Source organism: Niastella populi (assembly GCF_002078015.1).
Taxonomy (GTDB): Bacteria; Bacteroidota; Bacteroidia; order Chitinophagales; family Chitinophagaceae; genus Niastella; species Niastella populi.
Window position 1 is genome coordinate 1 of record NZ_LWBP01000249.1, and the last position, 15,435, is coordinate 15,435.

Here is a 15,435-nt window from a genome sequence, read left to right on the forward strand (position 1 = left end):
CTCGATATTGAATATTGTTCCGACCTGTTTTCCCGGGAAACCATCAACCAGCTTACGGAACATTATAATAAGTTGTTGCAGTCAGTTGTTGATGATCCTTCCGTGGCTATCAGCAGGTATGAGATAATAACGGAAAATGAAAAGCAACAGCTCTTACAAACATTCAACGATACACAGGTTCACTATCCTGTTCAGGAAACAGTGATAAGTCTTTTTGAAGCACAGGCGCAAAAAACGCCTTTTAACACGGCCCTTGTCTTTGCACAGGGAACACTTACATATAAAGAACTGGATGAAAGGGCCAACCGCCTGGCTACTTATTTAATCGATAATTATCAACTGGGGCCGGGTGACCTGGTGGGTATTATGATGGACCGTTCAGAGTGGGCCGTTATTTCCATACTTGGTATAATGAAAGCCGGAGCAGCATACGTGCCGGTTGAACCGGCATATCCATTGGAAAGAAAGGCATACATACTACAGGAAACAGCATTGAAACTATTGATCATTGAATCGGAAAGTATTTTCGAAGTAGCCACGTTTAACGTTAGCATCTGTTCGATCGATATTCAGTTTGGGGATATTCAGCAAAGCGGCGAACCCAGCCGGGAACGCAGCGCCGGCCCCGGCGATCTGGCCTATGTAATATATACTTCAGGTAGTACCGGCAAGCCAAAAGGAGTAATGATCGAGCACAGGAGCCTGGTTAATTATCTCTCCTATGGCATGAAAAAGTATAGTAATGCATCCGGTGTTTTAAATTTCCCGTTGTTTACCTCCTTATCGTTCGATCTTACGCAAACGAGCATATTCCTTTCCTTACTTACAGGCGGCCTGTTACGTATTGAAAAAAGCAACGACCTGGAGCTGGTCTTTAACAACATCTTTAATGATCAGCGCATAAATAGTTTAAAACTTACACCGGCCCATGTTGCGTTTATCGGCAATGTTCAAAGCCCCGCCATCGGCGCTGTAATAATTGGTGGCGAACGATTGGAAAAATGGCATGTGCAAAAGCTGCTCACGCTGAATGCCGGGCTTACGGTGTTCAACGAATATGGTCCTACGGAAGCAACCATTGGTTGTACGGTAGATGCCATTACAAATAAAAGCGGTCATATTACCATTGGTAAACCTATTGACAATACCAGGATTTATATATTAGGAGCGAATGGGGAGTTGCAGCCAATTGGCATTCCCGGCGAAATATATATAGCAGGGGATGGGCTCGCCCGCGGTTATCTAAAACATTCCGATCTTACCAGTGAAAGGTTTGTTTTTCATCCTGCCTACCCCCGTGAGCGTTTATACCGGACCGGTGATAAAGCCCGCTGGTTACCCGGTGGTAATATAGAATATTTAGACCGGCTCGATGACCAGGTGAAAATACGGGGCTACCGCATAGAATTAGGAGAAATTGAAACTGTGTTTGCACAATGCCCCCATGTGCGCCAGTGTGTGGTAATTGCCCGGAAAGATGCCAGCGAAAACAACCGGCTGCTGGCTTATATTATACCCGCTGCTGATTATGACCGGCAAACAGTTGAAAGTTTTGTAAGCAGGCGCCTGCCCGATTATATGGTGCCATCGCTTATAGTGGAACTTGATGAATTTCCGCTGACCATTAATGGAAAGGTAAACAAACGGGCCTTGCCCGGGCCAGGTATATTACATATACAGGTGAATGAGTATGAAGCGCCGCGAAATGAAAGGGAGGCTACACTGGTTGCTGTATGGCAGCAATTGTTGAATGTGGAGCGCGTGGGCATACATGACGACTTTTTCAAACTCGGCGGTCACTCGTTGTTGGTGATAAAAGTTATAGCGGCCATCAGTGAAAAATTTTCATTGAACCTGCCGGTGATCACTGTTTTTAATTATCCCAATATCGCCGCCCTGGCCGCATACATAGATGTTGTAAGTGCGGAAACACCGGGTGCCGACGATAACTATATCACCGTTGATTTGTAAATAGGGTTCATCTTATATAACATTTTAAATCTTTAATATGAAGCTCGATAGAGTTCGTGACCTTACCAAAGAACGTTTTGTAGACGAGTACCTGCTGCCGCATAAACCTGTTATCATTACTGATGCGATGGATAACTGGGATATAGATAAATTTGGCCCCGTGCAACTTGAAAAGGCATTTGGCGATTTGGAGGTGCAGATCTATAACGACCTTTTTGAGTTGCAAACGATCGATACGCTTGGAACTTACCTGAAAGATAACTTCAATAAACCGGTGAATGAAGAACGCAGCCATGAGTATATCCGTTGGTATACACAATTAAAAGAAATTGATTTTTACTGGTCCGATGCAGTGTTTAAGGAATTGGAAAAATCCTGGTGCCATCCTTATTTTTTACCCAATGACTCTTTTGCCATACCCTACGGCCTGGATGGAAAACAGATCAATGCCAACGAAGAATTGTTTCCCTATAAAGGACTGTTTATATCCGGTAAAGGAGCAAGAACGCGTTTGCACAGAGATCCGTTCAACAGCAATGCAATACTGTGTCAGTTCTATGGAGAAAAGAAGATCTTTTTGTTTGACCCGGAACAGGCGGAGTTCGTAATGAACGATAATGAGTTTGTTGATATCGCTAAAGTAGATTACGATAAATTTCCCCAATATGCTAAGGCAACCTGTACCTATGAAGATACGCTTGCTCCCGGTGAGATCATCTATTTTCCGGCAGGTTGGTTTCATGATGTTACTTCTGCAACCGACAGCATATCCATTACCTGGAATTTTGTATATGTTTCAGAGCTGCAGGCTTTATGCGCTTACGTTGAAAAACATCCCAACGATGATCAGCTTGAAATATTAAAATATTTCCTGAAAGATATGATAGACCAGGATGCTGATGCAGAAGCCATCACTGACTTTCTTAAAAAGACTGTATGAAAACAAAGGAGAAGGTAATAGCATTGTTGAGCCATGCCCGGGAAAATGGGGTTTACCCGTTTTTAGACAACGAAAAGTTACGCCTTAAAGTTAACAGGAACGAACAGATCGATCCGGCGCTTCTTGATAATATAAAGTTGTATAAAGATGAAATAGCGCTTTTTTTAAAAGAAGAAGCCGGTACGCCGGCTATTACACCATTCAATCGTGAAGATGTTTCACAAATTCCATTGTCGTTTTCACAGGAACGCGTATGGTTTATCGATAAGCTGAAAGGCAGTGAGAATTATCATATCTCACTGGTGTTAAGCATAAAGGGAAAACCTGAAATAAATTTCCTGGAAAATGCATTCCGTGCCATCATAAACCGGCATGAAGTATTACGAACGGTTTTTGTGGAAAAGGAAGGAATACCCTTTCAGGAGATCCTGACAGCAGATAAATGGCGGCTTATATACAACGATAAAGTTTCCGGTGGGGAAGAGGAGGAATTAATAAACAGGGAAATAAGTACGCCTTTTGATCTGGCAAGGGATTTTATGGTGCGGGCGCAGCTATTGCAGATCAAAGAACAGGAGTATACGCTCATAATAGTTATTCATCACATAGCATCCGACGGATGGTCGATGCCTATTTTTATTCGTGAGCTGGTGATGTTTTACAAAGCCTTTGTAAACAAGAGTTCTGCTGGTTTGCCTGCATTACCGGTGCAATATGCCGACTATAGTTTGTGGCAGAAGCAATATCTCACAGGTCCTGTGCTGAACAGGAAGATGCAATACTGGAAAGAAAAGCTGGAAGGCCTGGAACCTTTAGGGCTTCCAACCGATCATCCGCGGCCGGCAGTTCAAAGCTTCCGGGGAAAGACCTGTCATTTTGTGATAAACAAACAGTTGAACTGGCAACTGGGAGAACTGTGCCGCGAACAGGGCCTTACGCTGTTCACTGTGCTGTTAGCAGCATTTAAAGTAATGTTGTACAGGTATACAGGTTCAACCGACATAGCAGTTGGGATTCCCGTCGCCAACAGAACGCAGCAGGAGATATTGCCATTGATCGGTTTTTTTGTGAACACCTTGGTATTGCGAACTGAATTGGGAACAGATACACCGTTTATCGACCTGTTGGCAAAGGTTAAAGAAACCACGCTGGAAGCCTATCAGCACCAGGAGGCGCCTTTTGAAAAGGTAGTGGAAAAATTGCTCACCCAAAGGGATATGAGCAGATCGCCCTTGTTCCAGGTAATGTTTGTATACCAGGAAAAGGGACTGGATGAGAAAATTGAGTTGGACGATCTCCGGTTGTCGATCCGCCCGCTTAAAAAACATACATCCAAATTCGATCTCAGTTTCATTGTAGAACAAAAGGAGGCAGATGCCGTTTTTTCCATAGAATATAGCAGTGATCTTTTTGAAGAAGGAACCATCCAGCGAATGGGCATGCATTTTAATGCTTTGTTATCGGCAATAGTGCAAGACCCCAGGCAAAGTATAGGCAAACTTCAACTGCTTACGCCGGAAGAAGAAAAGTTGTTGCTGATTGATTTTAATGACACCAAAGTAGTATTCCCCGATAATAAAACAATTATTGATCTGTTTGAAGAGCAGGTAAGGAAAACGCCGGATCATATTGCGATCGCCTGTGAAACCATCGAACTTACCTATGATCAGGTAAACGCAGCCGCCAACCGGCTGGCGGTTTGTCTGCGGCAGCATTATCATATTCGCCCTGGCGAACTGCTTGCCGTTACATTACCGCGTAACGAATGGTTGATCATTACGGTACTGGGCATTCTTAAATCAGGGGCTGCCTATATTCCTGTTGATCCCGAATACCCACAGGAACGTATCAGTTATATGATAACTAACAGTGGTTGCAAACTGGTAATTGACGAAGCGCTGTTGCAACGGATGCGGGATACGTTACATGCCTTTGAAGCGAATGATCTTCCTGCTGTAAATACACCCTCAAACCTGGCCTATGTAATATATACCTCCGGGTCAACCGGTGTGCCTAAGGGTGTAATGATCTCGCATAAAAATGTATATACCTTTATTAACTGGTGTAAACAGGAGTTTGGCAATGCAGATGTTGATACGGTATTTGCCTGTACTTCCATTTCTTTCGACCTGTCGGTATTCGAAATATTCTATACGTTATGTAGCGGTAAGAAATTACGGTTACTGAACAATGCTTTATCAATACCGGCCTGGCTTTCTACTTCGGGAAAAATCTTGTTGAACACGGTGCCTTCCGTTGTAGGAACCCTGCTGGCCGATAAAATAAACCTGCAACCGGTAAAAGTGTTGAACATGGCGGGGGAACCTGTTCCTGCACATTACCTTGATGGCCTGGATACAGCTAATACCGAAATCCGGAACCTGTACGGGCCATCGGAAGACACAACATACAGTACAGTATACAGGATGAAGAAAAATGCGCCTATACTTATCGGAAAACCGGTTGCCCATACCAGTATATATATATTGAACAACAACCTCGGTCTGCAGCCCATTGGCATACCGGGAGAGATCTGTATCAGCGGTGACGGATTATCGCAGGGTTATATAAACAGGGATGATCTCACTGCAGAAAAATTCGTTCCGCATCCTTTTAAAAAAGAGGAGAGGTTATATAAAACAGGTGACCTTGGCAAATGGACCCCTGATGGTAACATTAATTATCTGGGCCGGCTCGATGACCAGGTAAAGATCCGGGGCTTTCGCATAGAACCCGGCGAAATAGAAGTGGCGCTACGAAAGCATGCGTCAATCGAATCGGCGGTTGTAAAGGTTTCGTTGGATAAGCAGGGAAATAAACAATTGGTGGCTTACCTGGTGAGTTCAACCACTATAAACCCGGCTAACATCCGAAGCTATCTGCAAAATATATTACCGGCTTATATGCTGCCGGCTCATTTTGTTCAATTAGATCGTTTGCCGCTTACCGCAAGTGGTAAAATAGATAAAAGAAAGTTACCTGCTGTTGAAGATGTTATTACCGGATCGCAAATGGCGTACGTGCCGCCAGGGAATAGGATCGAAGAAAAACTGGTATCGATCTGGCAGGAAATATTGGGGAAAGACAAAATTGGCATCCACGATAATTTTTTTGAATTGGGTGGGCATTCGCTGATCGCTACCAGGGTAATGGCCCTTATAACCCGGGAATTGAATGTTCAGTTACCCATTGCTGTTTTATTTACCCATTCAACGGTGAGTTTGCTGGCGGAAAAAATTTCCGCGCAAAATGAACAGAAAATTACTTTTCTGATCCCTATTCAAACAAAGGGTACGAGGGCGCCTGTTTTTTGTGCGCCCCCCGCCGGTGGCAACGTATTGCTCTATTATGAATTATCCAAAGCCCTGGGAGCTGATCAGCCTTTATATGCCTTTCAGGCGCCGGGTGTTGACCTGGTATCGACCCCCTTAACATCGGTACAGGAAATGGCCGCACTGTATATAAAGGAAATGCAAAAGATACAGCCGCATGGTGCGTATACATTGATGGGATATTCTTTTGGCGGAAACGTTGTATATGAAATGGCGATCAGGTTACAGCAACAGGGGCAAAAGGTAGCACAGTTAATTATTTTCGATTCGGTAGCGCCCGATAAAAGCAGTAAAAACTATAACGAAATGCTGCCGGCTACTTATACCGACTGGCTGTTATATTTTAAAGACATCTATAACGTAACCATTGAAAACAGCGGGCAGAAAATAAAACTTACCGCTGAGGAACTCATACCGCATTCACCAAACGATCAACTAAAAGTTTTTTACGACAGGTTAAGCGAGAAGGAAAAGGGGATAACATTCGATCAGCTTAGGGCATATACCGATGTATACCGGATAAACGCTTCTATTTCCTATGTACCTGAAGCGGAGGGCCCCATCGATGTTCCTATCGTTTTATTCAGGGCAGTACAAACATTGACTGCCTTGTCGGAAGAGCAGATCAAAAAGCGAAATGAATTGATCGAAGGCCGGGCCGGCCGCGAGGACCTTGGCTGGAGTGATTTTACCATTAATAAAGTACATGTACATGCGGTGGATTGTAACCACCTTAATATGATGGATAAATCAAATATGCAAACGATCATAACCAAACTTAGAAAATACCTTAATTAATCCTTATCAAATAATAATATATGACAATTCAGGCTAATCAAATACCAGTGAGTATGGGCATCGATGCCTCGATCAGGGCTAAAGAATCAGAAGTACGCTATTATAGCCGTTTATTCCCGGTGGTTTTTTCAAAAGGCAGCGGCTCCTATGTTTACGACCAGGAAGGTAACGGGTATCTTGATTTCTTTTGCGGATCGGGCTCGTTGAATTACGGGCACAGCAACCCGGTAATGAAACAGGCAGTTATCGATTACCTGTTAGCAGATGGCATCATCAACGGGCTCGACCAGATGACCTCGGCGAAAATGTTATTTATAAATGAATTTTTTGAGACCATCATTTTGCCGCGGGGGTACAATTATAAAATGCAGTTTTGCGGCCCCACAGGTACAAATAGTGTGGAAGCGGCCATAAAACTGGCGCGAAAATATACCGGCCGCGAAAAAATCGTGTATTTCGAACATTCATTTCATGGCATGTCCTACGGGTCTATGTCGGTATCGGGCATGAAAAATAAAAATTTGCATAAAGATTATACCAGACATACCGTTGAAATGCCCTATGCCGAAAAGGCAGAAAGTATTGGTAACTTTAAACAATACCTGCAATCTGCTTCGGCCGACAACCTGCCCGCTGCCGTTATACTTGAAACAATACAGGCCGAGGGCGGCATAAGGGTGGCTTCAAAGGTATGGCTGGAAGAAGTGGCTTCCATAGCCCGGGATTTCGGGCTGTTGCTTATTGCAGATGAAATACAAACAGGTTGCGGCAGAACCGGTACATTTTTTAGCTTTGAAAGTACGGAACTAAAGCCCGATATTGTGTGCCTTTCCAAATCCCTATCGGGATATGGTTTTCCGTTATCTGTCAACTTAATTAACCCCGCTATAGACTGTTGGACCCCCGGCGAACATAACGGCACGTTCCGGGGAAATAATATCGCTTTTGTATCGGCAGCGTATGCCCTGCAATATTGGAAAACGGATGCATTTGAAAAAAACATCATGAATAGCGCAGCCTTTATTGAAGACTATTTTATGTCGGATAGCTTTCTTCAAAAAATTCAACTGAAAGGAAGGGGACTGATGCGGGGAATTGAGCTGAGGAATGAAGAAGAAGCCATGCAGCTGCAAAGAACACTTTTCAGAAATGGCATCCTGATGGATGTTTGCGGTTACAGAGACAACGTAGTTAAAATAATGCCGCCGGTCACCATTGCGCAGGATGACCTGCAAAAGGGCCTCGATATAATACATCAGTCATTAATTGAGTGTTTGTCGTAGCGTAGATTTTTGTTAAAACGTAAACCCTCTCGGGCATGAGAATGAGATATATAATATTACCTGTGATCCTTCTTTTTTGCGTTCTGCCGGTGTTTGCACAAAACAAATACAAGTTGGCGGGAACGGTAGTTGATTCGTTAAACAAACCGGTTGAAACAGGCGACGCCTTTCTGCTGAAAACTGCTGATTCCGTACAGGTGCAGGCGACTTTAGTGCAACATGGTACTTTTCAATTTGACAACATTGAAAGCGGAACCTATTTGCTGAAATTATCCAGCTCGGGATTCCTTGTGAACTTTTCTACCGTTACGGTCAATAGCACAATGAAGGTAAACATTGTGTTAACTGTGCGGGTAAAGGCACTGCAGGAAGTAGAGGTTACAGGTTCCAAACCTGTTATCACTACCAAAGACGGGAATATGAAAATGGAAGTGGATAATACTATTATGGCCACCATTCCCAATCCCCTTGACCTGATCGCTAAACTACCCGGTATACAATTGAGCGGGGACAGACAGTCTGTTGTATCCATTGAAGCAAGAAGTGAACCGCTTATTTATCTCGACAACCAAAGAATAACATTGAATGAGCTGAATGCTTTATCGGTACGGGATATAAAAAGCATCGATCTTATCAGTAATCCTTCTGCAAAATATGAGGCAAGCGGGAGAGTGGTTATTGCAATTACCAGGAAACAGAATAAATTCGACGGGTATAAAATAGATCTGTCCGAAGCTGCTTCATTTAAAAGAAGGTATAACAACTACGCGGGTATCAATGCAAGCGTTAAAAAGAATAAGATAGAGGTAAAAGGGAATTTCAACTACAACCGGATGAATCCCTGGGAAAGCAACCGTTCTCTTTTTTCCATAGAAGATCAGAAGTATAAAACTGAATATACGGTTTTATCAATTTCGAAAGCGCCGCAACTGTTATACGGAGGCGGTTTGTTCTACCAGATCAATAAAGACGATTATTTTTCGGTTAATGCAAACGGATTTTACCGGCAGGATAAATTTCCTATCAGGAACAACTCGTATTTGCAGGAAGATGTTGTCATAGATAAAGTTTTAACTACTACCACTAACGACCGCTCAAGGCGATTTATCAGTACCATCGGGAATTACAGCAAAAAGTTAAAAAAATCGAGCCAGTTGTTCTTGGGCGCACAATATTCCAGGTTTTCGGAAGACCTGACTACAGATGTTTCCAACAACTACAATAATACAGGGGATGTTCCTACCCAGGACAGGTTTCAAAAGGCCAAAATAGAAGTACTGGCGGGAAAGGCTGATTATGACAGGAAGCTAAATAATGATTTAAAATGGGAGTCGGGGGTCAATGTTTACCAGGCCTGGTCAGATGTTTTTATGGATATTGAGGAATACAATCCGCCGGTTGCATCGCAAACAAACTATAAATACACCGAGAAAAATTATGCCGGGTATACCAATATTTCAGGTAAAATAAAAACGTATAATTTTTCGGCCGGTCTGCGATTAGAACATACCAATGTTGACGGTGGATTTAAAAATAACAGCGGACCGGTGGTGAAACGCGATCAAACCTTTTTATTTCCCAAGGCATCGTTTGTTATTCCTATAGATAGTACCAAAAGTTTAACACTGGCATATACCCGAACCATTACCCGTCCGAATTTTACAAACCTTAGCCAGATCACTATTTACCTGAATCCGCGAACGGCTTTCTCGCGAAACATCAACCTGCTGCCCACCATAAACGATGAAGTGTCTGCCAGGTATCAATACAAAGGGAACTTCCTTCGGGTGGTGTACTACCGGCAAACCAATCCCGTATATTTTGGAACGGAATACGATCAGCAAACCAATATCGTTACCATCAAAGACAGGAATTATGCCCGCGAAGAAGGGGTAACGGCCATTCTTACCATTCCGGCTAAATACAGGTTCTGGAACTCCATTAATACGGTCATTGGTAACTTCTCGAAAGTAAAAGATTCAAACGCAATCTTAAACAGCCCCAAACCCAATTTGTATTTATATACCAACAACCAGTTCAGGCTTGGTAAAAACTTCACGTTTGTGCTCAATGGCTGGTACCTTACAAAAAGGTTTACCGGCCTGTATGAAAGGAATGAATTATCGGCTGTAGATGCGGGATTGATAAAGACAATTAAGAAGTTTACTTTTTCCGCTATGTGGAACGATATGTTCAGGACCCTGAGCTCTAATCAAAAATTTATTATCAATAATATAAGATCTGACCAAACGTATTATGAAGATGTAAGGGAGTTTGTTATTACGGTCAAATTCTCTTTTGGTGACATCAAAAAATCGGCTTACAAAAATGTAAACGTAGATGAAACCATGGATCGTGTAAAATAGAAAATTTAAAAACTAATCCTATACAATATAATCAGGTAATCAAAATGGAAATTCAAGACAATGATCTCGTATATGTGCGCCAGAACCTGGCTATTGAACCGCTTGTAGATAACTGGTACGCCTGGTCGCACCTTGTTTCGCCCGCAACGGCAGCGCTGAATATTAAAGAACGTCATTTGAAAATAATGAACTCCTATATTCAAAACCCCCACATCCACGCAGCTGCCGTTAAAAATCCCAAAATGCTCGGTGGGCCTTTTATCGATTACGATGGAAAAAGATTACCGGAAATAGAGGAATTGAAGAATAATACAATGAACAAGTGTTCCGAATTGCTGGAGCTGTGCGATTCCATTACTGACCTTAACCGGCTGCTTACGAAGGAAGCAAAAGGGTTTTCGCTGGCTTCCTTGTATCCAAAGGTTCCCGATAACCTCAGAGGGTATGTGGAATTGTTCTACGATCTCAACAACACCCCTTCCTACCGCTTTTTTGAATTGCTGCTGTATAAAAGCAAATATTACAAGGAAGAATTACAAAGTGTAAACCTTTTCCTGGTAAATGACGATGATTCCCGGTCGTTTGTATTGAGCACGCCTAAACTGGTCAATGAAAACATCCTGCGTTTGCATATTCCATTTAAGGATAAAAGGATCGATGAGTTTTTTGCCTGCGTCGACACGCCCCGCACATTTGGAGAGCTAAAAAAGTTGATGAACATATCGCCCGATAAAGAAGCGCTGTTTAAAACATTCTTTACTATCGAGGCGCCTCAGCCATATAAACGATACTCCGGCGATGGAGTGTTGACAAGGTATTTCGGCCACGCCTGTATATTGGTTGAAACAAAAGATACCGCCATTTTAGTAGACCCTGTGATCAGTTACGGGTACGAATCGGATATTTCCAGGTTCACCTATAACGATCTGCCGGAGACCATCGACTATGTTCTTTTTACCCACAATCACCAGGACCATATCTTATTCGAAACGTTGCTGCGCATCAGAAGGAAAATAAAGCATATTGTTGTTCCCAGAAGCAATGGCGGCAGTTTGCAGGACCCCAATTTGCGTTTGATGTTTAGCCAGATAGGGTTCGATAATATTATCGAACTCGGCGATATGGAAAAAATAGAGCTAAGCGACTGTGTTATCACCGGCCTGCCTTTTTTGGGCGAACATGCAGATCTCGACATTCGCACAAAACTGTGCCATATGGTGGAATGTAAGAACGGGTATAAAATTATTTTCGCGGCCGATTCCTGTAATGTGGAAACAAGAGTGTATGAAAAAATACATGAGATTGTGGGCGATGTAGACATAATGTTCCTGGGAATGGAATGTGATGGCGCCCCGCTTTCCTGGTTATATGGCCCCCTGATGCCAGAGCAGCTTGAAAGGGACAAAGACCAGAGCCGCCGGCTGGCCGGTTGTAATTTTGAACAATCGAAAGAGCTGATAGATATCTTTAAACCCAGTGATGTTTTTATTTATGCCATGGGTATGGAGCCCTGGTTGAAGTTTATAAGCTCCATTAAATACACGGATGAATCGCGCCCCATTATAGAATCGAATAAAGTGCTTGACTATTGCAAAGCGAAAGGTTTGGAGGCGGAAAGATTATTTGGTGAGAAAATTATTGAATATTAAACCTGTTATGTGTAATCGAAAAATACCTTAAATTACCTGTTTATACGGATCTTCCGGTTTAACCATTTAACTACTTGCCCATGCGATTTCTTGTTCACTTAGTAATTATCGCTTTTTTTCTTCCTGCTGTTGTAAACGGGCAGCAAATCGAAAAAGTTGTATTCAACGCAAAAGACAGTACTAGCGGTTATTACCTGGCCGTACGCCCGCAGGCGCAGGAAATAAAAGGGGTGGTTATCCTTGTAAGAAGTTTCAGGGGGCCCGAAAGCCTGTTGTCAGAAACAAAACTGCATAATGTGGCTTTTGCCAACAACATCCTTACGGTAATGGCTTCCATGAACCAGAAAGTGTATGCTGATACAGTGGCGGTTAACAGGCTTAGCCTGATCATCAGGGACATAATTACACGGTTTTCAGCAGATACTTCAAAGTTTGTACTGGCGGGGTACGACTATGCCGGTAACATTGTGCTGCGTTATACAGAACTTACATACGAACAGCCGTCGCAGTTCCCCGTTCAGCCCAAAGCCGTATTTACGATCGATAGCCCGGTTGACCTGTTTGGCGTGTGGCATTGGTGCGAAAGGCAGATCAAAAAGAATTATTATCCTCCATCGGTAGGCGATGCAAAGTTCATTTTGGACCTCATGACAAAGGAGAATGGTTCCATTACAGCCCAACCCGGTAATTATAAACGGCTAACGCCTTTTTATAAAGACGCCGAATCGGCAGGTAACGAACAATACCTGAAAAATGTGGCTGTGCGGTTATATTTTGATACCGATGTGGAGTGGCAGTTAAAGAACAGGCGCAACAGTTTATACGACACCAATATCCCCGACGGATCAGAACTTATAAACCGGTTATTACTGGCCGGTAATACCAATGCCGAATTTATACAGGCCAAACAACCCGGTATGAGAAGCAATGGCGTGAGAAATCCTAGTGCACTTTCTATTGTAGATGAGGTAGATTGTATTCATTGGATAAAAAGAAAACTCGATATTTTTGATCCTGTAACCTGGGTACCGCCGTATAACCTGCCCATACCAAAGGGATGGGGTGTTGAACGTTATGCATTCCCCATTGATTTTGCACCAGCCATATCGCATAAAGGGGTAGGCGATCTTCGCTTTATGCCGGGCTGGGGTGATTCCGCCAGCGAAGAATACTGGTCGTATGCTTTTTTATGGTGGCTGAAGGGCGAGCCTGAGTTGAATGCCAATGTGTTCAAAGAGAATCTGAAAACCTATTACGATGGACTGGTTGCAGGTAATGTTACCAGGCGTAAAATACCGGCTGGTAAAGTGGTGCCTGTTACAGTAACCGTTAAAGCTGTAAAGCCCGATCAGGATGATAAGGAAACTTTTTCGGGTACTGTAAATATGCTGGATTATATGGCTCAGCAGCCTATAACTTTAAATGTTCGTATACATGTAAGAGATTGTAAGCTGCACAACCGTACTGTTATATTTTTTGAAGTGTCGCCAAAACCTTTTTCACATAAGGTATGGAGTGGGATGAGAAAAGTGTATGACAACTTCGAATGTACACAATAGGCATGTTACGTAATTGTTACTATATGATTAAGTAACGGTATCGTACACCTTAAATATATTAAATTAGCACTCATAATCATTAATCTATTATCTGATCTATGAGTGCTTTTTATTTGCCTGTATATGTTGTTTCATTCAACAGCAATGGGATAAACAGCCCGTCAACCGATTTTCGCCCTGGAGTATACGATACCACGCATGGACCGGTAGAAGTAAAAACCATCCAATGCTCCGATAAGATGGAGCGCGACCCCGAAGTGTCCGTTGATCTGCCATACCTCAAAGAACATTATCATCTTGAAGTTCCCCCGCGAACCATCGATCTGTTTTTTACTTACCGGAAAATATGGAAAGATTTCCTGAGTAGTTCAGCCGAATACTGTGTGGTTATCGAAGAGGATGTTCAATTAACGGAGCCGCTGGCTAATATAGGGGAGCAACTGAGGCAATTGCCTGCTGATTGGGATATTTTCTTTCCATTTGATAAAAGGAACAGGTATTCCACCGTGCCTGTAAATGATGCGGGCGCCTGGATGGAACCACATTGGGCAAGCTCTATATTGTTGGAGTTTTTCTTCAGCAGCTCTATTTTCTTTATCAGCAAGCCGGCCGCCGTTAAGCTGTTGAACATTCAGAAAATACCCCAGCCTGTATATGATAAAATAACAGTACTCACAAAGGAGAATACCATTGCCGCATGGTTTATGCATACCAACTGGTTCAACTTATCGTCGCCATTGACGCTTTTACAACAACGTACCGGTAAAATAAAAGACGCCATCCTGAACTTCAAAGTATGGAACGAAGAGAGGAGGGCGAGGGTAAGGAGGCTCATTGCTATTGCAAGCAACACTGCCAAAGCCAATAACATCGATATTGTTCTTCATGGCGGTACGCTCCTCGGGTATACCTGGTTTGGAGAAATTATTCCCTGGGACGATGATGTTGACTTTGCCATCGATGACACCCAGCTGGATGCATTTTTAGCTTTAATGAGTGAGGCGGGTATAAGATCAGGTCATTTTTTTCAGGGCCGCCCGGATCTTCCAAGGGTTCCGTTCTACAAGATCTGGTTCGAAGACGGAGAACCCATCAATGGCCGGCATTATACCTTTCCATTTATTGATCTTTGGCCCTATAAGGCCGATAATGGAAATATAGCTTTTCACAACAGTCAATCTTTTCCAAATGCTTTGACCCGGCCATTTAAGACCGTTTTGTTTGAGGAGGCTGAGTTAAAAATGCCGCACAACCCAATTGAATGTCTTGATTTCCTCTATAATAAACAATGGAGAAAGCGGGCAAAGATAGACCCCTGGTCGCACCGGCTTGAAACGGTTGCCAATTTTCCATTGGAAATGGAAATAGATGTTGATGAAGCAGGAAAGATAATTTTTTTATGATTATTAGGAAAAAACAGAAATACTTAAAACTTTATCGGAGCTTGACGTAGAAGATTCTAACCTGAAAACCTACTTACCAGCAAAGGAGAAGCTACAAAAGTTCGTCTTTCCCGAAGGAGTGACCTATAATCGCG

General features: G+C 43.0%; 8 protein-coding genes. All 8 read left to right on the plus strand.

Features of this window, described 5'->3' with window-relative positions:
* On the plus strand, positions 1-1,971 hold a 1,971-nt coding region (locus A4R26_RS32615; RefSeq protein ID WP_133054856.1), incomplete at its 5' end, for a non-ribosomal peptide synthetase.
* A gap of 37 nt (positions 1,972-2,008) precedes the next feature.
* Positions 2,009-2,911: a cupin-like domain-containing protein gene (locus A4R26_RS32620; protein ID WP_081171114.1), complete on the plus strand. Its 903-nt coding sequence runs from the start codon at positions 2,009-2,011 to the stop codon at positions 2,909-2,911.
* Positions 2,908-7,041 carry a non-ribosomal peptide synthetase gene (locus tag A4R26_RS32625; RefSeq protein WP_081171116.1) on the plus strand — a complete coding sequence of 1,378 codons (4,134 nt, stop codon included), beginning with the start codon at positions 2,908-2,910 and terminating at the stop codon, positions 7,039-7,041. The genes A4R26_RS32620 and A4R26_RS32625 overlap by 4 nt, the downstream gene beginning before the upstream one ends.
* Positions 7,042-7,061: 20 nt before the next feature.
* Entirely contained in the window at positions 7,062-8,324 is a 1,263-nt protein-coding gene (locus A4R26_RS32630) for a diaminobutyrate--2-oxoglutarate transaminase (RefSeq protein ID WP_081171118.1), read from the plus strand.
* A 41-nt stretch (positions 8,325-8,365) separates the two neighbouring features.
* Positions 8,366-10,690 carry an outer membrane beta-barrel family protein gene (locus A4R26_RS32635; protein ID WP_165760496.1) on the plus strand — a complete coding sequence of 775 codons (2,325 nt, stop codon included), beginning with the start codon at positions 8,366-8,368 and terminating at the stop codon, positions 10,688-10,690.
* A gap of 44 nt (positions 10,691-10,734) precedes the next feature.
* The gene (locus tag A4R26_RS32640; RefSeq protein WP_081171122.1) at positions 10,735-12,339 is read left to right on the plus strand and encodes an MBL fold metallo-hydrolase; all 1,605 of its coding nucleotides are present in this window, start codon (positions 10,735-10,737) and stop codon (positions 12,337-12,339) included.
* An 80-nt stretch (positions 12,340-12,419) separates the two neighbouring features.
* Positions 12,420-13,898, plus strand: coding sequence for a hypothetical protein (locus A4R26_RS32645; RefSeq protein ID WP_081171124.1), 1,479 nt, complete (start codon positions 12,420-12,422; stop codon positions 13,896-13,898).
* Positions 13,899-13,996: 98 nt separating this feature from the next.
* Positions 13,997-15,301: a LicD family protein gene (locus A4R26_RS32650; protein WP_081171126.1), complete on the plus strand. Its 1,305-nt coding sequence runs from the start codon at positions 13,997-13,999 to the stop codon at positions 15,299-15,301.
* Positions 15,302-15,435: the final 134 nt, after the last annotated feature.

Excerpts from the sequence above, each read along its gene's own strand:
- A4R26_RS32620 (WP_081171114.1), top strand. The coding sequence starts at position 2,009 with ATGAAGCTCGATAGAGTTCGTGACCTTACCAAAGAACGTTTTGTAGAC.
- A4R26_RS32625 (WP_081171116.1), top strand. The coding sequence starts at position 2,908 with ATGAAAACAAAGGAGAAGGTAATAGCATTGTTGAGCCATGCCCGGGAA.
- A4R26_RS32630 (WP_081171118.1), top strand. The coding sequence starts at position 7,062 with ATGACAATTCAGGCTAATCAAATACCAGTGAGTATGGGCATCGATGCC.
- A4R26_RS32635 (WP_165760496.1), top strand. The coding sequence starts at position 8,366 with ATGAGATATATAATATTACCTGTGATCCTTCTTTTTTGCGTTCTGCCG.
- A4R26_RS32640 (WP_081171122.1), top strand. The coding sequence starts at position 10,735 with ATGGAAATTCAAGACAATGATCTCGTATATGTGCGCCAGAACCTGGCT.
- A4R26_RS32645 (WP_081171124.1), top strand. The coding sequence starts at position 12,420 with ATGCGATTTCTTGTTCACTTAGTAATTATCGCTTTTTTTCTTCCTGCT.
- A4R26_RS32650 (WP_081171126.1), top strand. The coding sequence starts at position 13,997 with ATGAGTGCTTTTTATTTGCCTGTATATGTTGTTTCATTCAACAGCAAT.